The sequence below is a fragment of the Olleya sp. KKT75 genome (genome assembly GCF_055635485.1).
The window spans coordinates 1,576,544-1,601,381 of the sequence record NZ_CM145759.1; the positions used below are offsets into that span (position 1 = coordinate 1,576,544).

Annotated in this window: 25 protein-coding genes; 17 read left to right on the plus strand and 8 right to left on the minus strand. The window is 32.9% G+C overall.

The features are described 5' to 3' along the window. Nucleotides 1-37: 37 nt before the first annotated feature. The 3 genes from ACZ2G2_RS06990 to ACZ2G2_RS07000 all read left to right on the plus strand — a co-directional run bounded on the left by ACZ2G2_RS06990 (nt 38) and on the right by ACZ2G2_RS07000 (nt 4,764). Entirely contained in the window at nt 38-2,572 is a 2,535-nt protein-coding gene (locus ACZ2G2_RS06990) for a TonB-dependent receptor (RefSeq protein WP_470394717.1), read from the plus strand. 12 nt (nt 2,573-2,584) lie between these two features. Next, complete coding sequence (locus ACZ2G2_RS06995; RefSeq protein ID WP_470394718.1) at nt 2,585-4,240, plus strand: choice-of-anchor J domain-containing protein; 1,656 nt, start codon at nt 2,585-2,587, stop codon at nt 4,238-4,240. A gap of 98 nt (nt 4,241-4,338) precedes the next feature. Further along, nucleotides 4,339-4,764, plus strand: a complete 426-nt coding sequence (locus ACZ2G2_RS07000; protein WP_090836678.1) for a hypothetical protein — start codon at nt 4,339-4,341, stop codon at nt 4,762-4,764. A 46-nt stretch (nt 4,765-4,810) separates the two neighbouring features. Here the strand turns inward: ACZ2G2_RS07000 and ACZ2G2_RS07005 are convergent, their stop codons facing one another. Continuing rightward, a complete protein-coding gene (locus tag ACZ2G2_RS07005) occupies nt 4,811-5,887 on the minus strand; it encodes an endonuclease/exonuclease/phosphatase family protein (RefSeq protein WP_470394905.1) in 1,077 nt (358 codons plus the stop codon). A gap of 142 nt (nt 5,888-6,029) precedes the next feature. On the opposite strand from ACZ2G2_RS07005, the gene ACZ2G2_RS07010 reads away from it, so the two are divergent. From ACZ2G2_RS07010 to ACZ2G2_RS07065, 12 genes are all read left to right on the plus strand, one after another. Next, nucleotides 6,030-8,921 (plus strand): TonB-dependent receptor, encoded by a 2,892-nt coding sequence (locus ACZ2G2_RS07010; RefSeq protein ID WP_470394720.1) that lies wholly within the window; start codon nt 6,030-6,032, stop codon nt 8,919-8,921. A gap of 2 nt (nt 8,922-8,923) precedes the next feature. Beyond that, complete coding sequence (locus ACZ2G2_RS07015) at nt 8,924-9,805, plus strand: DUF5689 domain-containing protein (RefSeq protein WP_470394722.1); 882 nt, start codon at nt 8,924-8,926, stop codon at nt 9,803-9,805. Nucleotides 9,806-10,095: 290 nt separating this feature from the next. Then, nucleotides 10,096-10,479 (plus strand): hypothetical protein, encoded by a 384-nt coding sequence (locus ACZ2G2_RS07020; RefSeq protein ID WP_090836674.1) that lies wholly within the window; start codon nt 10,096-10,098, stop codon nt 10,477-10,479. Between the two features lie 254 nt (nt 10,480-10,733). Further along, nucleotides 10,734-12,500 (plus strand): OmpA family protein, encoded by a 1,767-nt coding sequence (locus tag ACZ2G2_RS07025; protein WP_470394723.1) that lies wholly within the window; start codon nt 10,734-10,736, stop codon nt 12,498-12,500. A 101-nt stretch (nt 12,501-12,601) separates the two neighbouring features. After that, on the plus strand, nt 12,602-13,396 hold the full coding sequence (locus tag ACZ2G2_RS07030; protein ID WP_470394724.1) for a vWA domain-containing protein: 795 nt from the start codon (nt 12,602-12,604) through the stop codon (nt 13,394-13,396). 57 nt (nt 13,397-13,453) lie between these two features. Continuing rightward, the gene (locus ACZ2G2_RS07035) at nt 13,454-13,927 is read left to right on the plus strand and encodes a lipocalin family protein (protein WP_470394726.1); all 474 of its coding nucleotides are present in this window, start codon (nt 13,454-13,456) and stop codon (nt 13,925-13,927) included. A 4-nt stretch (nt 13,928-13,931) separates the two neighbouring features. Further along, a complete protein-coding gene (locus ACZ2G2_RS07040; RefSeq protein WP_470394727.1) occupies nt 13,932-14,630 on the plus strand; it encodes a YiaD family glycine zipper/OmpA-like lipoprotein in 699 nt (232 codons plus the stop codon). A 13-nt stretch (nt 14,631-14,643) separates the two neighbouring features. Continuing rightward, nucleotides 14,644-15,231 (plus strand): hypothetical protein, encoded by a 588-nt coding sequence (locus tag ACZ2G2_RS07045; RefSeq protein WP_282069750.1) that lies wholly within the window; start codon nt 14,644-14,646, stop codon nt 15,229-15,231. 71 nt (nt 15,232-15,302) lie between these two features. Further along, on the plus strand, nt 15,303-15,791 hold the full coding sequence (locus ACZ2G2_RS07050) for a hypothetical protein (protein WP_470394729.1): 489 nt from the start codon (nt 15,303-15,305) through the stop codon (nt 15,789-15,791). Between the two features lie 30 nt (nt 15,792-15,821). Further along, a complete protein-coding gene (locus tag ACZ2G2_RS07055) occupies nt 15,822-16,412 on the plus strand; it encodes a hypothetical protein (protein ID WP_470394731.1) in 591 nt (196 codons plus the stop codon). Next, entirely contained in the window at nt 16,394-17,212 is an 819-nt protein-coding gene (locus ACZ2G2_RS07060; RefSeq protein WP_470394733.1) for a sensor histidine kinase, read from the plus strand. The genes ACZ2G2_RS07055 and ACZ2G2_RS07060 overlap by 19 nt, the downstream gene beginning before the upstream one ends. After that, nucleotides 17,202-17,945: a LytR/AlgR family response regulator transcription factor gene (locus ACZ2G2_RS07065; RefSeq protein ID WP_101202244.1), complete on the plus strand. Its 744-nt coding sequence runs from the start codon at nt 17,202-17,204 to the stop codon at nt 17,943-17,945. The genes ACZ2G2_RS07060 and ACZ2G2_RS07065 overlap by 11 nt, the downstream gene beginning before the upstream one ends. A gap of 4 nt (nt 17,946-17,949) precedes the next feature. On the opposite strand, the gene ACZ2G2_RS07070 is transcribed toward ACZ2G2_RS07065, so the two are convergent. The 5 genes from ACZ2G2_RS07070 to ACZ2G2_RS07090 form a co-directional block, all read right to left on the minus strand. Beyond that, the gene (locus tag ACZ2G2_RS07070; RefSeq protein WP_101202065.1) at nt 17,950-18,339 is read right to left on the minus strand and encodes a plastocyanin/azurin family copper-binding protein; all 390 of its coding nucleotides are present in this window, start codon (nt 18,337-18,339) and stop codon (nt 17,950-17,952) included. Between the two features lie 29 nt (nt 18,340-18,368). Further along, nucleotides 18,369-18,917 carry a carboxymuconolactone decarboxylase family protein gene (locus ACZ2G2_RS07075; protein WP_101015517.1) on the minus strand — a complete coding sequence of 183 codons (549 nt, stop codon included), beginning with the start codon at nt 18,915-18,917 and terminating at the stop codon, nt 18,369-18,371. A 26-nt stretch (nt 18,918-18,943) separates the two neighbouring features. Further along, entirely contained in the window at nt 18,944-19,111 is a 168-nt protein-coding gene (locus tag ACZ2G2_RS07080) for a hypothetical protein (RefSeq protein ID WP_157814064.1), read from the minus strand. 133 nt (nt 19,112-19,244) lie between these two features. Beyond that, the gene (locus tag ACZ2G2_RS07085) at nt 19,245-20,072 is read right to left on the minus strand and encodes a helix-turn-helix domain-containing protein (protein ID WP_090836650.1); all 828 of its coding nucleotides are present in this window, start codon (nt 20,070-20,072) and stop codon (nt 19,245-19,247) included. Nucleotides 20,073-20,108: 36 nt separating this feature from the next. Continuing rightward, the gene (locus ACZ2G2_RS07090) at nt 20,109-21,014 is read right to left on the minus strand and encodes a histone deacetylase family protein (RefSeq protein ID WP_470394735.1); all 906 of its coding nucleotides are present in this window, start codon (nt 21,012-21,014) and stop codon (nt 20,109-20,111) included. A gap of 130 nt (nt 21,015-21,144) precedes the next feature. On the opposite strand from ACZ2G2_RS07090, the gene ACZ2G2_RS07095 reads away from it, so the two are divergent. Beyond that, the gene (locus ACZ2G2_RS07095; protein WP_470394737.1) at nt 21,145-21,489 is read left to right on the plus strand and encodes a hypothetical protein; all 345 of its coding nucleotides are present in this window, start codon (nt 21,145-21,147) and stop codon (nt 21,487-21,489) included. A gap of 93 nt (nt 21,490-21,582) precedes the next feature. Beyond that, entirely contained in the window at nt 21,583-22,083 is a 501-nt protein-coding gene (locus tag ACZ2G2_RS07100) for a hypothetical protein (RefSeq protein WP_470394738.1), read from the plus strand. Nucleotides 22,084-22,139: 56 nt separating this feature from the next. On the opposite strand, the gene ACZ2G2_RS07105 is transcribed toward ACZ2G2_RS07100, so the two are convergent. Both ACZ2G2_RS07105 and ACZ2G2_RS07110 read right to left on the minus strand, forming a co-directional pair. Next, nucleotides 22,140-24,257 carry a Tex family protein gene (locus ACZ2G2_RS07105; RefSeq protein WP_470394739.1) on the minus strand — a complete coding sequence of 706 codons (2,118 nt, stop codon included), beginning with the start codon at nt 24,255-24,257 and terminating at the stop codon, nt 22,140-22,142. A gap of 38 nt (nt 24,258-24,295) precedes the next feature. Further along, entirely contained in the window at nt 24,296-24,766 is a 471-nt protein-coding gene (locus ACZ2G2_RS07110) for a hypothetical protein (RefSeq protein ID WP_143067767.1), read from the minus strand. Nucleotides 24,767-24,838 lie beyond the last annotated feature (72 nt).

Here is a 24,838-nt window from a genome sequence, read left to right on the forward strand (position 1 = left end):
GCACAAATTTGAAACTAACAAATCTTAATTAATTACAATGAAAAACACAATTAAAGTTATGTTTTTTGCAGTGGCATTAATGTTTTCTGCATTTACAATGGCTCAAAGTACTGTTACTGGAACAGTAGTAGACTCTGAGACAAAAACGCCTTTATTAGGAGTTAACATTATTGAATCAGGAACATCTAATGGAACATCTTCCGATTTTGACGGAAAATTCTCATTAACAACTAAATCAAGCAAAACTACTGTAGTTTTATCTTATGTTGGTTTCTTAGACCAAGAGTTTGAAATTAGTGGAAACAAAAACTTAGGTGAGGTTGTTTTACAACCAAGTGAGTTTAACTTACAGGAAGTTTCTATTATTGCTTCTGTAGCAGTTGATAGAAAAACACCAGTAGCTGTATCTACAATTAGAGCGAAGGACATCGAATTAAAATTAGGAACTCAAGAATTTCCTGAGGTATTAAAATCAACTCCTGGAGTTTACGCTACTAAAAGTGGTGGTGGATACGGAGACGGACGTATTAACTTACGTGGTTTTAGTTCAGAGAACGTTGCTGTTATGATTAACGGAGTACCAGTAAATGATATGGAAAATGGTCAGGTATACTGGTCAAACTGGGCTGGATTAGGAGATGTAACAAGTTCTATGCAAGTGCAAAGAGGTCTTGGAGCTTCTAAAGTAGCGGTGCCTTCTATTGGAGGAACAATTAATATTATTTCTAAAACAACAGATGTTGAAGCAGGAGGTAATGTATATACAACTTTAGGTAATGACGGATTTCAAAAATTTGGTGTAACATATTCTACAGGAGTTTCTGATAAAGGATTTGCTGCAACAGTATCTGCGTCTAAAACAGATGGTGATGGTTACGTAGATGGTACAGATTTTAATGCTGTATCTTATTTCTTAAACTTATCTAAAGAAATTAATGATGATCATAAAATTTCTTTTACTGCATTTGGTGCAAAACAACGTCACGGACAAAGACAAAACCGTCATTCAATTGCGACTTACAGAGAAAGTGAAAGAGGAAGAAAATTTAACTCTGATTGGGGTTATAAAGATGGTCAAGTAACATCTCAAGAAGATAACTTTTACCACAAACCTCAAATTTCTTTAAATCACTATTGGAACATTTCTGATAACACTTCTTTATCTACTGCTGCTTATGCATCTTTCGGATCTGGTGGTGGAGGTGGAACCGGTGGTGACGGAAGTAAATTTTTACTTAGCAACGATGATTACAGAATTGGAAGTTTAGGTACTATCGATTTTGATAAGATTGTAGCAGAAAACGAAGCTGCAGGAGTTAACGGTTCTGAGTCTTTTTTAAGAGCATCTAGAAACGACCACAAATGGTTTGGTGTTTTAACAACATTAAAGACAGATTTAACTGAAGACATCGTTTTATTAGGTGGTGTTGATTTTAGAAGTTATAAAGGAATCCACTTTACAGAAGTAACAGATTTATTAGGAGGACAGTACGCTTCAGATAATGCAAACGTTAACAACCCAAACAATCAAGCGCAAGTTGGAGACAGAATTTTTTATGACAATGATGGTAAAGTAAGTTGGTTAGGTACTTTTGCTCAGGTTGAGTATTCTAAAGAGGAATTATCAACATTCTTATCTGTTTCAGGTTCAACAACAGGTTACAGAAGAGTAGATCGTTTTTTATATTTAGATAGTGATGATTTACAAGAAACTGATGCTTACAACTTTTTTGCATATGGTGTAAAAGGAGGAGCTAACTATAATATTGATACAAATCATAATGTGTTTGCTAATTTAGGTTATATCGAAAGAGCACCATTTTTTAGCGCAGTATTTGCTAACAGAAACAACGTAGATGTTAATGATGATGCAGAAAACCAAAAAATTACTAGTTTCGAATTAGGATATGGTTACAGAAGCGAAAAGTTATCTGCTAACATAAACGTATACCACACAACTTGGAAAGATAGAACGGAAGTTGCTAGATTCCAATTACAAGACGAATCTATTGCTTTTGCAAATATTTTAGGAGTAAACGCAGTACACCAAGGTGTTGAATTAGATTTAAAATATAAGGCTACTGATAACTTAACAGTTACAGGTATGGCTTCTATTGGAGATTGGAGATGGCAAAATAATGTTGAAAATGTTCAGATTTTTAACGAAGCTAATGAGTTAGTGGATACAGTAGATCTTATTATTAAAGATTTACATGTAGGTGATGCTGCTCAAACAACATTTGCAATTGGTACAGTATACAAGTTCTCACCAGAAACTACATTTACAATTGATTATAACTATTTTGCTGATTTATATGCAGAATTTGACCCAAGTGAAAGAGGTACAGTTGGACCAGAAGCATGGAAAGTGCCTTCTTACGGTATCTTTGATACAGCTATTAGACATGGATTTAAGTTTGGTAGCTTAGATGCTACTTTAACTGCAAGAATGAACAACATATTTGATACTGAATATATTGCAGATGCACAAGATGGTGGAGACGCTGCTTCTTCAAGTGTATATTACGGTTTCGGAAGAACGTTTAGTGTTGGAATGAAACTTAATTTTTAAAAAAAAAGAAAAATGAAAAAAGTAATTTATTTATTAGTTGTTGTGGCTACAGTCTTTACTGGTTGTAATCCACTAGAAGACATCAATAATGAAATTGATGCATTACCTCAGGATCCTAATGTTGGATCTTTTGAGTACACAGTTACAGATGAAGACTATTCTGCATTAGAATTAGGATTCGGAAGTTTTGATTCAGAATTACAAGTTAAAGAATTAGTGCCAGCTTTATTATCTGATGTCTATCCATTATATGGACAAGGGTCTTCAGTTTTAGTAAACTATAACCTTTACATTGGTAACGCAGAAGGAGTAAGTGATTTTACTAGTTCTGATGTGTATTCTTTTACAAATTCAGATTATGCTACAACTGGAAGTGACGCTTTTGGATTTTATCCAAACGTAAATGCAACGTCTCAAATACCTGATGTATTAGCTGCACAAATTGCAACGCCAACAGAAGGACAAGTTGTTTTAGCTAAATACAAGCAGTATACAGAAGTACCTGTTGTAGGTTTAGCTAGTTTAGTAGAGTATAACTTTGCTGGAAGTTTTGAAGGATGGGTAAGTCAAGAAGAATTTGGAAATGATGAAGTATGGACTACTGAAACTGGAAATGTTAGAGGTAATGGATACTTTGGAACTCAAATTGCAAATATCGAATGGTTAGTGTCTCCAGCTATTGATTTAGACGGTGAGGATAACCTTAAGTTTCAAATTACTCAAGAACTTGATTTTGCTACTGACGCGTCATTAGTTAAAATTTTAGTATCTACAGATTATGCTGGTGATGTATTAACTGCAACATGGGATGAAATTACTTTAGCTAGTCCTGCTACAGGAGATATGGCTTCTTCTGAAGATTATGACTTTTCTGCTTATGATGGTCAAGAAATTAACGTAGCGTTTAAATATGAGTCTACAGATAGTGATGCATCTCGTTGGAGAATTGCTAACATGTCTATTAAGACTTTAGGTGCTACAGGAGCAACAGATTCTAAAGGAGAGTACTTTATGTATACTGGTGGAAGCTGGGAAGCAGTAGAAGATATTTATTATTTAACTTCTGCTGATTATGACTCTATGGGTACTGCTTCTGGACAACCAGGACAATACAACAACTTTAGTAGCTCAACATCTCCAGACAATTACTTACCAACGTTTTTAGAGTTAAATTTCCCTTTTGGTCAAGAAGATCAAGAGTTATTTGTAATCTACGATTACTTCTCTAGTTCTACAGGAGCACAAAGAAGAGGTAACTTATACACATTTACAGATGGTATGTGGAATGCGCATGAGTCTACAATAGAGTCGTCTTTACAGTTTGGATATGATAACGGAGTTTGGGTACCAGACAACACTATTCGTCATGATTTAGATGGTTCAGATTACGATTATATTACTTCAACTTTTGCTGCGGTAGCTGGTTTTGAAGGACCAACTGCAAGTGTGGCTCAGTATTCTAATTTTGATAGAAGACCATCAAATGATGCATACTGGAGTGATGAAATGTTAGCAACTGCATTTGCTAGTCTTTTAGATAATAGTCTTGCACCTGGTGCAGAGGAAGGTCAGAAGTACGTGTTATCTTTCGCTATATATGACGGAAGTAGTGGTATTGAAGAGTTTAAATTAATTAAAGAAGGTGGTGTTTGGGTTGATAATAACTAAGCATTATTAAATAATATTAAAACCGCTTCTGTAAAGAAGCGGTTTTTTTATGCCTAATAATTACTACATTTGTGGTATAACTAATTAAAACAAGACTTATGATTAAAATGTTGCACTCGTATTGGGCTTATCTAGTATTTTTAATGATGGTAATAGCAACTGTAAATGCTTTAATTAAGCATTTTGGTAAAAAGGAATATGAGCCTATAGATTTTCGTATTGCTTTATTTACGTTAATAGTATCGCACATACAGTTACTAATTGGTATCGTTTTGTGGTTTACACAAGATTATTTTGGAGAAAGTACTATAAAAGAAGTTATGGGTAACTCAGCATTGAGATCTAACGCTGTAGAGCATCCTATTGCTATGCTATTAGCTGTAGCCTTTATTACTATTGGTTATTCTAAACATAAAAAGAAATTAACTTCAGCAGGAAAAATAAAGCCTATCGCTATATTTTATACCTTAGCATTAGTTTTAGTACTAGCAAAATTACCATGGAATGCATGGTTTAACTTATAGAAATTAAAAAAAGCGACCAATTGGTCGCTTTTTTTATGTGTGTCATTTATTGTTTTATTTTAGAACTGTTGTCCTCAGCTTCTTTTATCAAATACATATAGACGGGAAAGTGGTCGCTAAAACCATTTGTAAATCCACCATCGGCAAAACTTCTAAAAGGATATCCCTCGTAACGTCCTTTATTAGTCACCAAGTAGTTTTCGTTAAAAATGCCAGACTTGTAATACATCCAACTGAAGTAGTCTTTTTCCAAAAATGGTTTAGTAACCATGATTTGGTCAAATAGACTCCATGAATCTCTATAGGCTGTTGTACCTAATCCTGATTTTTTAAAAAGGTCTATAAAAGGATTGTAAATACCTTTAAAGGGTACGTTCTCTTTTTTGCTTTTCGCTTTTAAAATGGTTTTTACACTTTTATTTGTTGGGTTATCATTTAAATCTCCCATCGTCACTATTTTAGCATAGGGATTTATCGATTGTAAGCTGTCTATTAAGCGTTTGTTAAGCTTGGCAGCAGATACACGTTTAGGTCTGCTTTTGGCTTCTCCACCGCGCCTAGAAGGCCAATGGTTGACTATTATATGTATGGTCTCGCCTTCCAATGTTCCTGTAACCAATAATTGGTCTCTTGTATTTTGACGTTCATGTGTATCACTATCATATATTTTTAAGGTGTGCGTACTTTTAGAGACAACTTGAAATAATGCTTTTTGGTATAATAAGCCAACATCAATACTTCTGTTATCAGGTCCATCAAAATGAACAATGCCATAATCTTTTTCCATAAGTATGGGGTCATTTACTAAATCTTCGATTACCGTAACATTTTCAATTTCACAAATTCCAATTAGTGCAGGGCTGTTATGTGTTACACTACTTCCAATGTCAGATAAAACACGTGCCATATTGCGTATTTTTTTCTTATAAATCTTAGAACGATTTGCTTTTATTTCCATCATTGGGCTTGCCTCGTCATACTTTGTTGGATCGTTGATGGTGTCAAATAAATTTTCAAGATTATAAAATGCGATGGTATGTATACGGTAGTTTTTTTGCTCTTGACTAATTCCGTTTACAGACACCATCAATAATAGGATTATCAGTCTGTATTTTAAATGCATCATGCTTTAAAGGGTTGTATTTTAGGTTGTTATTTGTAGAATGAATTTCAATTCTATATATTTATTAAATATAACACAAAATACTAAGTCTTTAAAAATCAATATTTAGCAGCATATCAAGGATTCAATTTTAATGTAATTTATGAAAAGATTTTTATTGATTCTCTTAGTCCAATTAACTACTGTGTTTAGCCTTTTTGGACAAGAAACCATTGTAAAAGGAAGTGTAAATGATGCCATAACCAATCAACCCATTCTAGAAGTAATTATCTCTATTCAAGACTCTGGTTTATCTTCAAAAACAGATGCTTTTGGACAGTTTCTATTCGATAAAAATGTACCATTAGGAGAACAGATGTTAAAAATTGAGAAACTAAATTATGCTACTAAGTATTATCCAATAATTGTAAGTCAAGGAAAAACAATAGACATACAGGATATGACTTTAACATTTAAAACAATCAATAAAACAGATGTGTTTGTTATTTCTATTTCTGATGATGAATTAAATAGTGAAGCCGATGGATTAACAAGTAATATATCTGGATTGTTACAGTCTTCTAAAGATGCTTTTTTAAGTGCAGCTGCTTATGATTTTAGTGCTACTTTTTTTAGACCAAGAGGTCTAGGTAGTACTAATGGTAAAGTTTTAATAAATGGGTTAGAGTTAAATAAACAAAATACAGGTAGGCCACAATGGAGTAACTGGGGCGGGATTAATGATCTACAACGTAATCAAGAATTTTCAATGGGTATTAGTGCTAACGACTATAGTTTTGGAGACTTAGCGGGAACAAACAATATAGTTATGAGGGCTTCCAAATACCGTAAAGGAGGACGCTTGTCTCTAGCATCGGCAAATCGAAGTTATCAAGGTCGTATGATGCTTAGCTATAGTTCTGGATTAATGGAAAATAATTGGGCCTATAGCGTTTTAGTGTCTAGAAGATTTGGAAACGAAGGCTATGTGGACGGGACATTGTATGACGCTAATTCTTTTACGGCTTCTGCCGAAAAACAAATAAATGAGAAGCATAGTCTTAACTTTATGGCTATTTATGCTCAAAACAGAAGAGGAAAAGGTACGGCTTTAACGGACGAAGTTTTTAATTTAAAAGGACGACAGTATAATCCGTTTTGGGGCAATCAGAATGGTAAGGTTCGGAACTCTAGAATTCGTAAAAGTGAAGAACCTATAGTCATGTTAAACCACTTTTGGAAGGTCACAGAAAAAGCACTTATTAATACAAATATTGGATATCAATTTGGGTCTTCAGGAAATACTAGAGTTGATAATGGCGGGACACGTCTTGTGACATTTCAAGGTCAAGATAGTTATCTTGGAGGAGCGCGTAATACAGATCCAACATATTATCAAAATCTGCCAAGCTATTACTTAAATGTAGAGGGCGGACCAACTGCCTATAATTTTGAGCAAGCTTATATTGCAGAAGAAGCATTTCAAGCCGATGGACAGTTTAATTGGGACGCACTTTATGCGGCCAATGTAGATGCTGCTAATCAGGGTTATAATGCTATTTATGCTATTCAGGAAGATAGAATAGATGATAAACAATTAATGGCTAATATTCTTTTTGATACAGAGCTTAATAATAATATCAGAGTAAATGCAGCAATCAATTATAGAAAATTAATAAGCGAAAACTTTGCTGTCTTATCAGATATGTTGGGTGGTACGGGTTATTTAGATGTCGATTTCTTTTCTGATGAAACTACAGAGTCTATTGACGGTACATTAACCACAGCGCAATCTGATGTAAGAAATCCAAATAGAATTGTCAATCAAGGCGAGCGCTATAAGTACAATTATATTATTAATGCTAATGTTGTTAGTGCTTTTGTTCAATCTATTTTTAAATACAATAAGGTAGAGTTTTATTTAGCCGGTAATGTTTCGCAAACAGCATATCAAAGGGAAGGCTTGTTTGAAAACGGATATTTTGTGGGGAACTCTTTTGGAAAGAGTGAAAAAGTTCAGTTTATAAATATAGGTGTAAAAGCGGGCGCTACTTATAAAATTTCTGGGCTTCACGTATTAGATTTTAATGGTGTTTATATGACTAAAGCACCAAATATTAGAAATACGTTTGCTAATTCTAGACAATCAAATATGCTTATTGATGATGTTGATAGCGAAATTATTTCCAGTCTGGATGCAAGTTATATTTTTAGATCACCCATTGTTAAAGCACGACTAACGGGGTTTTATTCTACAATTCAAGAAGGAACAGAAACAGGTTTTTATTACAGTGAAGGTGTGGGTAATAATTTAGTGCAAGAAGCAATTACCGGTATAGATACGCAACGTTTTGGAGCAGAACTAGGTATAGAAGCTCAGGTTACACCAACAATAAAATTAAAAGGCGCCGCATCAGTTGGTCAGTATACTTACAATAACAACCCAAATATCACTTTTTATAGTCAAGAGTTTGGTGTGGGACGTGCAGTATTTGGGGACGGAACAACTAATCTTAAAAACGTGCATATTTCGGGTGGGCCAGAACGGGCTTTTCAATTAGGGTTTGAGTATCGTGACCCTGATTATTGGAATATTGGAGTTACAGCTAATCAGTTTTCTAATGCTTATGTCAATACTAGTGCGCTAAAAAGAAGTGCTGCTTTTGTTACCGATCCAGAATTATATACCAATACACAGTTTCAAGATGGTACAGCTGGTGGTAATTTGTATGTCTTAAATGGTGGTCAGATTAATAATGTAAATCCTGATGTTGCAAAGCAATTATTGCAACAAGAACAGTTTGATGCTTATATGTTAGTTAATATAATTGGTGGTAAGTCATGGCGAATAGGGGATTATTTTGCTGGTTTTTTTGCGACTATAAATAACGTGTTTAATCAAGAATATAAAAGTGGTGGTTTTGAACAATCAAGACGGGTAGATTATAGAAGTCAGCTAACGGAACAAACAAATACGGGTGGACCAGTGTTTGGTAATCGTTATTTTTTTGGAAACGGAACCACTTATTATTTAAATATTTACGTAAGATTTTAATTATGAAAAGAAACAAAACACTTATCAAACTAATTAATCCTTATCAAATAACTTTTGTAATACTAAGTGTATTTGTGTTTTTGGGTTGTGTTCAAGATGATGATTTTGAAATTCCAACAGGTCTTTCCGGTATTGAAACGTATCCAAATGATCAGGCACAGTTTAATACTATAGATGCTGTGTTAGGAAATTATGGAACAGGTTTCGGTGATCCTATTACTTATGAATTGTCGGGAGATGCTGTTTCTGAAAAATATACCATGGGTTATGTCGTGTCTAGTGATGAAGGCGGGAATTTTTATAAGCAACTTATTATACAAGATACACCAGAAAACCCTACAGCCGCCATAAGTATTCAAGTGGATAAAAATCCAATGTTTACGCAATACGAGTTTGGCCGAAAAGTATTTATTAAGCTAAATGGATTATCCGTAGGTAAAAGTAATGGTGTAATCCAATTAGGTCGATTAGAAGATGGTCAAATAGCAAGAATACCTAGTACGCAAGTATCCGAACATATAATTAGGTCTAATCAAGTCGTTCCAATTGTGGCCAAAGATGTTACTATTGAAGATTTTTCTAATGCATTAGAAAGTCAATATATTAGATTAAGCAATATTAGGTTTGATGACGCTGTAGTTGGTCAGACTTTTGCTTCAGAAAATAGTGATAGTTTTAATGGAGAACGTAGCATGTTAGATTGTTTAGGTCATTCAGTTATTTTAAGCACAAGTACATTTTCAGACTTTAAAAGTTTGTTATTACCTGCAGATGGCGGGACAATTGATGGTGTTTTAACTCGCGATTATTATGACGATTTTTATACCATTTATATTAATTCTCCCGAAATAATACAATTTGATAATCCAGATCCTTGTCTTTAAATGGTTTTATCTGATTGATTTATAGTTGCATAATGTGCTTTTTACTATGGGTACCACTTGAACTTTAGATAGTAATTTGTTAATTTTTTTTACAGAACAGGACTGTTTAAATGCTGTTCATCACACAATAAAAGATTATATTTCGGCATATTTTGGAAGACCGATACTTCTCAATTTTAACTACTTATTTGTTTAATTGGTTTAGTTTTTTTTTCTGATAAAAAAATACTGGTTTATACTATAGTAGGATATGTTACTTTTGTGCATTCAGGAAACAACTTTAATAATTTATGACTCTTAATACATTCGATCAGCTTTTTTTTACGGTTTTTACAGCTTTTAAAACACGCTATAAGCAAAAAGCGAATACTATAGCCTTGTTTTATCTTTCGGCTTTACAAATAACATTGTGTTTTTTACTAGGTGTTTTTATTGCTACTTTTTTAACTAAAATGAATGCGTCCACAATATCAAGCGAAAAAGCTTGGACATTATTTGTGTTGTCTGCTATTGCAATTCATTTTAAAAATTGGCTAAAATATAATGGTAAGACTAGAAAGGTTTTAAATGCTAAGTTTAATAAAAGTAAAGCGAAGGATCATAATTTAACACTGTTGTTAAGTTTGCCTTTTGTGTGTTTAGTACTAGCTGTAATACTACTTCAAAGTTTATAATATTTTTTTTATTATCATAAAAAAGCCCGCTAACTATAGCGGGCTTTTTTTTGTTATCAATTGTAGTTGACACTTCATGGACTCAAAACGTCTATTGGTTTATTGTTGCTATTTGGTGTGACTTTTCTTGTACATCTTTGGGTATATATTAATTCTCCTAAGTAATTGATTACTGCATATTTTAAAAGGAAGGGTAACAAAATAGACCGCTTCTTTATGTAAGTGTATATAACTAAAACTTAAAAATGTAAATCATGAAAAATCTATTCAAATTTCTATTAATCGCTTTTGTATTTGCTTCGGCATTTATAACAAATGCACAACAGGAGGATACTAATTACTTTCAGTTATCTCCAAGAATTGGTTATGACTTTCCAAGTTATGACAATAATACCCCTTATATAGATTATAAAGGAGGTCTAGATTTAGGCTTGTCTTTAGACTATTATTGGAACTGGTTTGGTTTAGGGTTTGATTTTGATTATATCAAGAATCAACCAGAAAGCACATACCCAACAGATAATTTAACAGATGGGACTTTACCAATTTCAGATTTTAGCTTAACCGAAAATAAGATAACTAGAATTTTTTACGGTATAGGACCAAACATTCAGTTTAGAAGTCAATCTAAAAGATTTACGACAGAGATTAACACACGTTTTGGATTAGCATCTATTAAAGGAGGTCGTACCTATTTACAAAGTGTTGCACCTTCTCCTGCCTATCCTTTAAATTTCCATGCTGGTTATGATGCGTCTAGCGTGTTTACGTTTAAAGGACAAGTTCGTTTTACATATTATTTAAATGATAATTTTGGTATTAATGCTGGTGCGTATTACATGCGTCATTTTGGAGCAACAGAACTTTTTGACACACCTTTAGCAGTGTCTGCAGGATATAATCCTGTTGTTGCTGGAACGTTAGCAAATGGGCAACCAAGTAATACGGTGGGTTTTAGTAACGCACAAACTAGAACAGAGCCATGTGATTGTGATATATCTTCGGTTGGACTGTTTGCAGGTGTGACTTTTAAATTCAATAAAAAAGAAAAAGTAGATGTTTGCGAGGTATGTGGAGAAGATCATATGCCAAGATGTTGTGCAACTTGTGGGTGTGGTGTTACAGTAACCGCTAGAGATAAATTTACAAACGAAACCTTGCCTTTTACAGATGTTGTACTAGCAGATTTAAACGGAAATATTGTACAATCAGGAACTACTAATACTTATGGAGTGGTTGTTTTTAATGATGTTGCAGAGGACGATTTAATTGTAAAAGGAAAATTATACAATATTAGTTTAGAGGAAACTAGTATTTCTAAGGACGAATTTAAGGCCTGTAAGAAAGATGGTAATAGCATACAAAAGGTTATTAAATACGGCGATTTAAATTTCATCTTAAAAGGAAATGTGGTAGAGTGTAATACTATCGTCGGTATTCAAGGTGTGGATATAAAACTAAGAGATAAATTAAATGCTGGTCAAAAAAACACATTGTCTGATGTTAAAGGTGAGTTTATCTTTCATTTAAAACAAGCATCAACGTATGCTTTAAACGGAAATAAAGACGGTTATTTTTCTAATGAAGTCGAGTTGACTACAAATGGGGAGGACAGAAATAAATCATTGTTTATAGATTTTGAAATGTGTGTTAACCCTTGTGGTCAAGCTATAAAATTAGATAATATTATTTTCAACTTAGGTAAATGGGATATTCTTCCTGCTGCACGTCCAGACTTAGATTATGTTGTAAAATTAATGCAAGATAATCCTACAATAAAAGTAGAAATGTCATCTCATACAGATTCTAGAGGTAGCGATCAATACAATCAAGAATTGTCTCAAAAACGAGCGCAATCTTCAGTAGACTACCTAATGTCTAAAGGTATTTCTAGAGCGCGTTTAATTGCTCGTGGAGCTGGAGAATCAGAGTTGCTTAACCGTTGTGCAGATGGCGTAACGTGCGAAGAAAATGAACATACCATTAACCGTAGAACCGAATTTAAAGTAGTGTGTTTATAAACCACTAAACAATACAAAAGAGGCTATTAGTCAATCCCAAGTCAAGGCTGTGACGCTTACAAAAAGTAAACGGTCTTGACTTATTTTAAAAATTAGAAATTATGAAAAACACATATTTAAAAAAGAAAAACAACGGTTTGAAATCAGCGTTTTTCACAGTATTAAAATCAGTCGGAGTAACTATGATATTACTATTAGCAATGGCTTGTGGTGATAGTGATTGTGAGTATGACACTTATGATCCGTGTGGAGGCTCAGCCACTAGACCAATGGTCGATTTAATAATTCTAATAGATACAAGTGGCTCTATGGGTGCGTTTGCAACTCAAGTTAGTAATGAGGCTCAAGCAGGTATTGATGCCGCTTTAGCAGATTGCGACTCGGATTTAAGAGTCATGTATCTTGGCGTTGATGGTACATTTAATAGTACAAATTTCACGACTTCGCATAGAGATTATTTAAATGCGTTACCAGGAGCTCCATTTCCTTTAGCTGCAGATTTACCACCTTCAGGATTTTTAGGAGAGCAAGGCGCAAATGCGGTAGAGGATTTATCTAATTATTTTGATTGGAGAGACGGTGCTTGTCGTTCTATTTTTTACATAAGTGACGAGGAGTTGGATGGTTCAAGTCCAAGAGGAGATACCGCTAATGAAGATTTATCTACTGCTAATGCCATTTTAGGTGCTCAAAGTAATAGTGTAACTGTATTCTCAAATTATTTAACGTATCAAGGATTAGGGGCTTCAATTTTACAAAACTATTCAGATTTAACAACACAAACAGGAGGATTGCTTTTTGCAACTAATAGTTTCCCTTTGCCAGCAAATTACTATGTAGACAACAATGTCTTTGGAGATATTGTATGTAACGCTTGTAATGGCTGTACTAATTAATTTAACTAAACTCAAGGCTATTATAGGTTTTAGTCTTGAGTTTTAAATCCTAATAAAATGAAAAATATTTTAACATTATGCCTTTTTACGCTATTCGCCATGTCTTGTGGTGGTAGTAAAACGGTAAGGCAATCAAAAAAAGTAATAAAAGGAAATTGGGTGCTTAGTCAAGTCACACATAATCAAAAAGGAAACTATAAAATAGCGTTGTTGGATGATGCGACACAAGACTGTTTTAAAGGTAGTGTTTGGAAATTTGTACCCAATAATAATTCGGGTAATTATAGTTTAAGTAATACCAGTTGTGGTGATCAAGCTAGATATTTTGTTTTTACTATAAAGGAGATTGATAAAACGACAGGACTTTATAATTTTCTGCTAAAACCTACAAACTATAAAGGTAAAAGCCAGACCAATCACGGTTTTAGGATGTCATTAACGCAATTGTCAGATACTAACATGCAGTGGCGACAAACAATTAATGTTGACGGAAAACCATTTACACTAAATATGAATTTTTTAAAACAATAAAATCATGAAAACAATACTAAACAAAAGCATAATGTTTATAATAGCAGTTGTGTTAACTATAAATTTTACAAGTTGCAACGCAACAAAAAATGCTAATAACAAACAAAAAGGCGCTGTAATTGGTGCAGCTGGAGGCGCTGTAGTTGGAGGGATACTTGGTAATAATATAGGAAGTGGTGGCAAAGGGACAGAAGGTGCAATTATTGGAGGTGTTTTAGGTGGCGTTGCAGGCGTGTTGCTTGGTAATAAAATGGATAAACAAGCACAGAAGATTGAACAAGAAATTCCAGGTGCAACAGTAGAGCGTATTGATGATGCAATACTAATTACATTTGACGAAAATAGTGGAGTATATTTTGAAACTGGAGAAAAATATTTAAACACTGCTTCAAAACAAAATTTAGACAAATTGGTAAATGTATTAAGAGAATATCCAGATACAGATATTTTTGTCGAAGGGCATACTGATGATGTGGGATCTGCTGCTTCTAATTTTACGTTATCCAAGTTTAGAGCGCAGTCCGTAACTAGTTATTTACATTACGAGAAAGGTATTGATGTTAATCGTATTTCAACAAATTGGTTTGGAGAAACACAACCCGTTTTTGATAATACAACCGCTTATGGGCGTGCAAAAAACAGACGTGTTAATATCACTATAAAGCCAAATCAAAAAATGATTCTTGATTCTCAAAATAATTAAATAACTTGATACAATGAAATATATAACAGCAGTAATACTCATGGTCCTAATGTTGTCGTCTTGTAAAGATGCAACTAACGGATTAACAAAAAGCTTAGCGCTAGAAATGATAAAAGCTTGTGAGGCTGACAGGCCTGTCCAAGTAGAAAAACTAATGTATGTTGGTAATATGACTTTTCATAATGGAGGTACTAGTTTAACCGAATTAAATTATTTGAAAAAATTAGCAAAAAAAGGAGTCATAAAGTTAGATTCCATATCATCCACAAAACAAGAAATGTCAAGTAGCACAAGGATTAATACAGTCTATAATATTGATATTTCAGATGCAAATAAAAAATATATTATTAGACAAAAAGATAATGCGGTTTATGTAAACCTAGTTTATAGTGAAGTGCAAGATGTTGAATCTATCACATTCAAAAACGAGGCAAGAGCAGATGTTGTCGCTAATTTTAAAAAAGTAGAAACACCATTTTACGACAGAGATTTTGTTAGAGTCTCTAATTTAAAAGATAAACCAGAATTGTTTTCTAAAACAGTCTCTTTCCATAAACAAAATAAAAGTGGATGGATGAGTTGTCATCTAAAAGGAAATTAAGTTAAAAAATATATGTTATTAACTAAAATACTACCTTAGTAATCTAGCTATTAATTAAAACCAACTATAAAATGAAGAATTTAACAACAAAATCACTACTAATTATTGTTTTAGTCCTTTCTTTTTTGCTCTTTCAGGAGTGTAATAATAAAGAGTGTGCATTTGGAGATCCCACAGATCTAATAACAAATGCAGAAGCAGATGCTTTGGAGGAAAATTATAAAAATAAGTATCAAAATTTACCAGAGATAATTGCATCAAATAATGGTGTTATGCCTCAAGATGTTAGGGATATCTGGTTTGATTTAGAAACACTTCAAAATTATTTAAACTTTGTAAAAGAAGAATCTGATAATTTAGAATATGAAAACCCAGGAATTAGAGTGTATTTTGGAGCAAAAAAAACAGATGGAAAATTAAAAAATACAGTGTTTTTTACGCCAACTAATCGCGAAACAACAAGACAAGGGGATGATGAGAATAATAACTCTTATAAAATTAAGTCTTTAAACTATGGTACAGCAGGAATGCCTCCTAAAGAATTTGAAGGTGGTAACTAAATGGCAAATATTGGTATAATAATAAGGCTTTTGATAGTAACTGTAACAGTGATTTTTGCAGTTAGGTATTGGGATAGTTATAAAAATAGTAAGCAACGTTATTTTTTGCATTTTTTATGTTACGTATTGTTTTCAGAGGTTTCTGCTGCTATTTTGGGGCCAGTATTAAAGATTAATAATTATTTTGTTTTTAATATCTATACAGTTGCCTCGTTTCTTTTTTACTTGTTTTGGTTTAATACTATTATTGAAAATAAAAAAGTAATAAATAGCTTCCTGATAGTCTTTGTGGCAAGTGTAGTTTTTAGTTTGTTTAGAGAGTCGTTTGTAGATCAACTTTGGAGTATTCCTTTAACAACAGGTACTGTTATAATAATTATTACATCTGCCATTTTTTTTAAAAACTTTTTAAACAAAAAAGAGGTTGTTAATTTTAAATCCTCACAACCATTTTGGATTATAGCTGGTTTACTTATCTTTTATATCGGATTTTTACCAATTCAATTATTAATGTTTTATTTAGAAACATATTCAGATTCGTATACAGTAATCATTAGTCTATTAAATGTAATTTTATATGGCAGTATAATAAAAAGTTTTTTATGTCTAAAGACGAATTAAATATAGTTTTATTAGTACTTGTTTTAGTTGCTATACTAATTGCTTCTACAATTGTGTATTTGTTTTCAGTATTCAATAACCGTAAAAACAAACTCATCCAAGAACAATTAGAAACCAAACTAAACAATCAAAAACGTCAGCACGAGCTGGAACTTAATGCGCTTAGAGCACAAATGAATCCACATTTTGTACACAATTCGCTTAATGCAATTCAATATTATATTCAGCTAAACGAAGTTGAAAAAAGTGAAGATTACCTATCTAAATTTTCAAAATTAATGCGACAATTTTTTGAGTATTCTCGAAAAGAACGCATTTCGGTAGCGCATGAGATTTCGCTTTTAAAAAATTATTTAGATATAGAAAAGCTTCGTTTTGAAGACGATTTTGACTTTCAATTAAATATAGATAAAGCATTGGATACACAAGATTTATTTTTGCCTCCAATGATTTTACAACCTATTGTAGAAAACGCCATTAACCATGGTATCTTTCATAAAAAAGGAAAAGGAGAAGTTAGTATTGACTTTGTGAGTATCAATGATTATAGTTTTAAAGTTGAAATTACAGATGACGGAATAGGTATTAATAAGTCTAAACTTATGAATGCCAAAAAGAAACAAACGCATACAGAACATTCTAGTTTTGTGTTAGAAGAGCGTTTGACTTTATTAAAGGATAGTAAGCATTGGGATGTCGCGTTTACAATTCAGGATCGTGCAGATACATCCGATAAAACAGGAACCAAAGTCTCCTTGATTTTTAAGGAAGGCTTAAATGAAGACGATTATGACCATTAAAACCATATTAATAGACGATGAGCGTAAAGCGTTAGCTATTTTAAAAAATAAGCTTCAACGTTTATGTCCTAATGTTCAAATAATAGCAGAAAGCCAAAGCCCAAAAGAAGGGATTGAGTTAATTAAAAGTCTAAAACCAGACTTGGTGTTTTTAGATATTGCAATGCCAGAATTAAGTGGGTTTGATGTATTAAAGCAATTTGAAAATCCTGATTTTGAAATCATTTTTGCAACAGCTTTTGATAATTATGCTATTGAAGCTATAAAGCATTGCGCTATTGGTTACTTGGTTAAGCCTGTTGATAATAAAGACCTGGTAGAAGCTGTGGCTAATGCCGAAAACAATATTGGTGATAAATCTGCGCTTCAAAAAAACAAGCAGTTAATTGAAAACTTAGGTGTACAAACGTTTCAAAAAAAGAAAATTATAATTCCGTCTGTGGAAGGCTTAGAGTTTATTAAAATTGAAAACATTGTGCATTGCGAAGGCGAAGCGGGTTATACTAAAATTCATTTAAAAGAGGGTAAGCCATTATTAAGCTCCAATAGTATTGGGCATTTTAATAAATTATTAGAGCATAGCGACTTTTATTTAGTACATAAATCACATTTAATAAACTTAAGTTATATAGAAAAATACCTGAATGAAGGTTATGTAATCTTGACTGGAAATGCAAAAATTCCTGTCTCGCGTAATCGCAGACAGGAATTTTTAGATCAGCTTAAAAGCTGATATATTACTGTACAGTTAACGTGTACTGTGGTGTTTTATTTAATGGGCAAAAGTATGTGTATTCTCCTTTTGCTAATGTTGTTGCGCTAGACGTTTGCGTTTCTCCATCCTTAACAACACTAGTTACGTAAGCAGTTTTAATGTGGTTTTCTGGGTTAGAAGCATCAGCACCTTTTTTAATTAGTACAAATCCAACATCTGTTCCAACTGCGTTATTTGCTATTTCAAAAATATAAGTCCCTTCACTTATAGTTAATCCTTTTTGAGTAAACTCACCCGTAGTTTGCTCTAATGCTACTGTTTTTACAGCATCATGTTTCATCATTTTGTCTTGTGCATTAACAGATACTAAAAGTGTTAATGTCATTACTAAAGTTGCGATTAATTTTTTCATTGTTATTTATTTTTAAGGTTTATAATTAATTAAGATATTACTGTTTCTAATGGTTGTGCTACTGGAAAATCTACAGGGACTTGTGTTGTATTATGGATGTAGTTAGAGATTGTTTTATCACCAACTAAAGCAATAACATCAATTAAGTTTCCGTGGTTATAACCAGCGTCTAAAAAGTTGTTTAAAATTGTAGCGTCTGTTTTTCCTCTGGTTTCTGTAATGTTTTTAGCTAAAGCAGCTAAAGCATTAAATTTAGTATCAAAAGAGGCTTTTCCTGCTCTTAATTCTAAAATTTGGTCGTCTGTAAAACCATTCATTTTACCAATTGCAGTGTGTGCAGATAAACAGTAAATACAACTGTTTACTTCACTTACAGCAAGGTTTACTACTTCTTTTTCTTTAGCTTTTAAAGAGGTTTTTGCATTTGCAAAATTCAAGTAGTTTTCTAAAGCAGTTTCGCTATTAGCATACGTTGCATATAAATTTGGTACAAATCCTACAGCTTTTTCTAATTGGTCAAAAATAGCTTGATTGGTTGCGTTTACTTCGTTTCTTTTAAGTGCTTTAATAGGTGTCATAATCTTATGTTTTTAATGTTGTGTTTTTATATAATTGAATTGTCAATAATTCCTTTGTTGATTTCTGCATCACAATAGTAATCGTGTAATTGTTTATGCTCACAATGTTCTTGCGGATTGATAGATTTGGTTAGCTTTCTTTTTGCTTTTGTAAAGATTTCAATTAGATTGAATATAGATATGGTCGTTTTCATAATGCTGTTGTTTTTATATTACAGTGCAAAGATGCGACGCGAAAGCGGGTTTTAAAACGACGATATTACCTTAGTAGTTGTCGATTTTTCCCAAATTGTATTTTTGTGAAGAAATAAAGGCCTTAAATAAAGTTTATAAACCCTTTTTAAAGTCAGAAAGGGTAATGCTAGTTTGTTTTTTAAACAATCTGCTTAAGTGTGAAGCATCCTCAAAACCAATATCGTAAGCAATTTGCTTAGCAGTTTTGTCAGTATACATTAATTGGCGTTTGGTTTCTAATACTAAACGCTCATGAATAATCTTTAAAGGACTTTGTCCCGATTTAGCAAAGCTATTGGATAGCGTTTTTGGAGACTTAAATAATTTTTCTGCGTAAAAACTAACTTGATGGGCTTCTTTAAAATGGGTTTCTACTAATAAGTTATACTGTCTTAATGTTTCGTCAGTAGCTTTATTAAGTGGCGCAGATGGTGTTTCGTTTTTAAGTAAACGTGTGGTCTTTATTATAAATCGTGCTAATAACATTCTAAGCATTTCGGCCTGAATAGTATCTTCTGTTTCAATTTCATCTAAAAACATATCATGGAGCACATTAAATTTGTGCTGCTCATTTTCGTTTAAAGAAATCACCGGAATAGTATCATTCCCAAAAAATAAAACACCAGCACAACCCACTTCTTTGTCATGGTCTTTTATGCAATAAAACTCTTGGTTAAATTGATAGACTACGCTATCGTCCCCATCAATGTATTTAAAATTTTGGATAGGCGTTAAGGATAATATTTGATGCGGTTTTAAAACCAAAGGGACACCATCCACTTCTGCAGTAATGGTATTACTACCAGTAAGAATAAAGGTATAAAGCCCAATTTGTTTTGAGGTTGTAAACTGTTTTAAAAGACTTTGGTCAGAGATTTTTAATGTTCCGTTAGTGGAAAACTCTGTAAATGTTTTTAGCATAAGTATATAGTCTGATAAAGTAAGGCTACATTACATTTAAAAATAAATTTCTTGAGCCAATCTAAACGTATTGGCATGTGCCTCTACAATGGTTTTAATGTCTGGACTATAACCGCCGCCCATACTACACATAACTGGTATGTTGTTAGCTTTACAGGTTTCTAAAACAAATTGATCACGTGCTTTACAGCCTGTCACGGTTAGTCCTAATTTGCCTAGTTTGTCTGTAGCAATAACGTCTACACCGCATAAATAATAGATAAAGTCGGGTTTAAATTCGATAATTAGTTTGGGTAATGTGTCATGTAAAATCGAAAGATATTCCGTGTCTCCAACATTATTTTCTAAAGCAATATCCAAATCGCTTTGTTCTTTTTTAAATGGATAATTATGTTTACCATGCATTGAAAAAGTAAACACAGAAGGATCATCCTTAAATATTTGGGCAGTCCCGTTACCTTGGTGTACGTCCAGATCGACAATTAAAACACGTTTTGCGAGTCCTTTTTTTTGAAGAAATCGGGCGCCAATGGCTTGATCATTTAACATGCAAAAGGCTTCTCCACGATTAGTATAGGCATGATGTGTTCCGCCAGCAATATTCATGGCCACACCATGTTTTAGAGCAAATTCACTGGCTTTTATGGTGCCGTCTGCAATTACTATTTCACGTTCAATTAAAACCTCACTCAACGGAAACCCAATTTTACGCGCAGCACGCTGATCCAATGTAATATTAAGCAAGTCGTAAAAATACTCGGGATCATGGACTGCCAGTATTGGTGCTTCGTTTAGCATTCTATTAGGTTCAAAAAAATTAGCCTCAGTACAAGTGCCTTCGTGTTTTAACTGTGCAGGAAGCAACTCGTATTTTAGCATCGGAAACCGATGTCCTTCAGGTAATTGATGACAATAAATAGGATGATAAGCTATTTTAAGCATAAGTAAATTGACAGTTTAAGTTTTAAATTTAGGGTTTAGTAGGTTCAAAAAAAAATTAAGTGCGTTTTAAAAATTTAGTATCTTCTTAACAACTTATCGTATACCTTTGTACTTTAAATTAAAGTATAACATGGCAAGATTTAGCGTTTTAGTTATTTCTCTTTTAATAGGGTTGTCTACCTTCTTCACTTCTGAAGTTGAGGTCGCGGCTGTCGTGCAAAATACTTTTCCACAACATACAGTACAAGCTAGTGCAGCCTTAAATTCTCAAGGTATAATTGTAAATACTCAAATTGATCTTACAGTTAACGTACAGGCAGAAGACAGCATTACTTTTTTTAAGCAACTTGCTTTTGTAAATGTAGTTAGTAAGGAGCAGCAAGAAAATTTCTTGGTGTATCAAAAAACTAGCACGTCTATTAATGTTGGATTGTCTAAAACACAGATTATTTACCCTTTTCATTGGTTTACATAAGCGCAATACGTTTTTATTAACTATTGCAACGCTTGTCTTTTACGTAAAGATAACGTGTTGATTTCTTATACATTAAATCAAAACATTAAAACAATGAAAATTTCATTCTCATTACTAGCTATACTAGTAACATTAAGCGTATTCGTACCTTTTTTTATATTCATCTTTAAAGGTTTAAATAACACTACAAAAACAAAGCATAAAGCAGAAAATCTACTAAAATCTAATGGGTTTAGGTACAATCTAAAAGAGGTTTGGAACAATAAATTTATCGGTTTAACCGAAGATAAAAAAGTACTATCCTATGTCGCTTTTAAGCCAGACGAAAACCAAGTGCTTAATTTAGAGCTGTCTGAAATCAAGTCATGCGAAGTCATTTCTGATTATAAAAAAGACATAGATAAAGTAACAAGATTAAAGCATTTAGATTTAAAAATCTGGTTTTATACACCTAACAAAGAAGCTGTAGTTATTAGCTTTTTTGATACAGATGAAGCCTTTACAGAAGATTATGAAGCACGAAGAATAGAAAACTGGAAAGACATTATTGATAATAACTTAAAGGTTACAGTCAATGCTAAAATGGCATCTTAAAGTATTAAATTAGTCTTATTAAAAGCATCAATCTATAAGCTAGATTGATGCTTTTTTTATTTATGTAGTTTTAACTGTATGCGTTTACGCGGCACATCTACTTCTAAAACTTTAACAATTACTTGTTGGTGTAAATGGACATGCTCATTAACATCTTTTACAAAACTGTCGGATAGGTTAGAGACATGTATTAAACCACTTTCTTTAATTCCGACATCTACAAAACACCCAAAATTAGTAATGTTATTGACTATTCCTGGTAATAGTTGTCCAGCAACTAAATCGGTTATTGTTTTAATGTTTTGATTAAAAGTAAATACTTTAGCCTCTTCTCTAATGTCTAATCCTGGCTTTTCAAGTTCTTTAATAATATCTTCTAAGGTTAATAAACCAACAGTATCAGTACAATATTTTTTTAAATCTATTTTTTTAAGTAACTCTTGATTGCTAATCAAATCATTTAAAGTGACCTTTAAATCTTTGGCCATTTTTTCGACTATATTATAACTTTCAGGATGCACTGCCGAGTCGTCTAACGGATTTTTGGCCTCTCTAATTCTTAAAAAAGCAGCGCCTTGTTCAAACGCTTTTCCGCCTAAACGGGGTACTTTTTTTATCGCATTTCGGCTAGTAAAAACACCGTGCTCATTTCTGTAGTTAAAGATGTTTTCGGCTAACTTTGGACCAATACCGGAGACATAGCTTAGTAAAGATGTACTTGCAGTGTTGATGTTTACACCAACACTATTTACGCAGTTTTCTACCACAACATCTAGTTCTTTCTGTAGTTTGCTTTGATCCACATCATGTTGGTATTGTCCAATACCAATAGACTTAGCGTCAATTTTCACTAATTCTGCTAAAGGATCTTGCAGGCGTCGTCCAATGGAGACACTTCCTCTAACAGTGACATCGTAGTTTGGAAACTCGTCTCTTGCAATTTTTGAAGCCGAGTAAATACTTGCTCCAGCTTCGCTAACCACAAAGACTTGTATGTCGTTTTTAAATTTTATTTTTTTAACTAACGCTTCCGTTTCTCTGGATGCTGTTCCATTACCAATAGCAATAGCTTCAATGTTGTAAGCTTCAGTTAAAGTGGATAGCTTTTTTATGGCACCAATGCTATCACTTTTTGGAGGATGCGGATATATGTTTTCGTTATGTAATAAAACCCCTTGTGCATCTAAGCAGACTATTTTACAGCCTGATCTAAAACCAGGATCAATCGCTAATACTCGTTTTTCACCTAAAGGCGAACCCAATAATAGTTGTTTTAAGTTTTTTGCAAATACCGAAATAGCAGATTCATCCGCCTTCTCTTTCGCTTTTTGTAACGCTTCATTGCTTAAAGACGGGAATAATAGTCGTTTGTAAGCGTCGCTAATGGCTAACTCAATCTGATCTGCGCAGGCATTTTCGCTTTTAATAATACGTCTGTCAATATTTTCTAACGCCTTTATTTTATCTATTTCAATTTTTACACGAATAAACCCTTCTTTTTCAGCTCTTAAAATGGCTAATAATCTGTGTGAAGGGATGCGGCTTAATGCTTCCTCCCATTCAAAGTAGTCTCTAAATTTTTGAGCATTTTCGTCCTCTTTTTTTGTTTTTACCACTTTCGTGGAAATCATAGCATGACGCTCCAATTGGTTACGTAAATTATTACGAATATCTGTTCGCTCGTTAATCCATTCTGCAATAATATGTCTTGCACCTTCCAAAGCGTCGTCCACTGTTTTAACGTCGCCTTTTACGTATTTAAATGCGATAGATTCTACATCATTTGCATTTTGAGACATGATAACTTTAGCTAAAGGTTCTAATCCATTTTTTCTTGCAGTTTCTGCCTTAGTTTTTCTGCTTTTTTTAAACGGTAAGTATAAATCTTCAAGCGTTGTTAAGTCATTACAAGCTTTGACCTTGACTTGTAAAGCATCAGTTAAAACACCTTGCTCTTCAAGTGCTTTTAATATTGCTTTTTTTCTTTTTTCTAAGGCTTCAAATTCTTCTTTATATTTTACAATATCTCCAATTTGAACTTCATCTAAATTTCCCGTTGCTTCTTTTCTATATCTCGAAATAAACGGTATTGTTGCATCTTGATTAAGCAAGTCTACCGTATTTTTTACAGATGTTTCAGGTAGTCTGGTTTTAGATATTATATATTTTAGCATGTATTATGGCGCTGTTTTGGTCTTGTTAATTATGACAATTATACTTTTTCAAATAACATATTAACGGTGCGTCGTTTACCTTTTACACTAATGGAATAGCTCCATTGCATGGCAGTAGTAGACTGTTTAGTTATTTTTATGTTATGGTTTTTAATCATTCCTGACTTATTTTCGGCTCTTAACGTAATATGTGTTATGCCTGTTTGCTGGTCTGTTTTTAAAAATTTAAACCATAAGTTACGGTAACCGAAAGAGCAATTAAGATCGTTTATAGAATAAGAACCACTATTGCTGGTTGGTTTAAATTCCCAAATACTATCTTTAAAACATTGATTAGTAGCGTCATTAAAAAGTACAATCGTGTCAAAAAGATTTGGGTCTTGATAGGCTACTGTTTTTAATAACCAATTATCAGATAGCGAGAATGGCGGTGTTGATTTGACTTCTTGTTTAGTTTTACAAGACATTACAGCAAATAGAGCAAGTAATATTATTGTTTTAAATTTCATCTTAGATAGGTTAAGCTTTGTTTTTGATACTGGGGGCTTTTTTTTATATTTTTTAAGCACAAAAAAAGACCT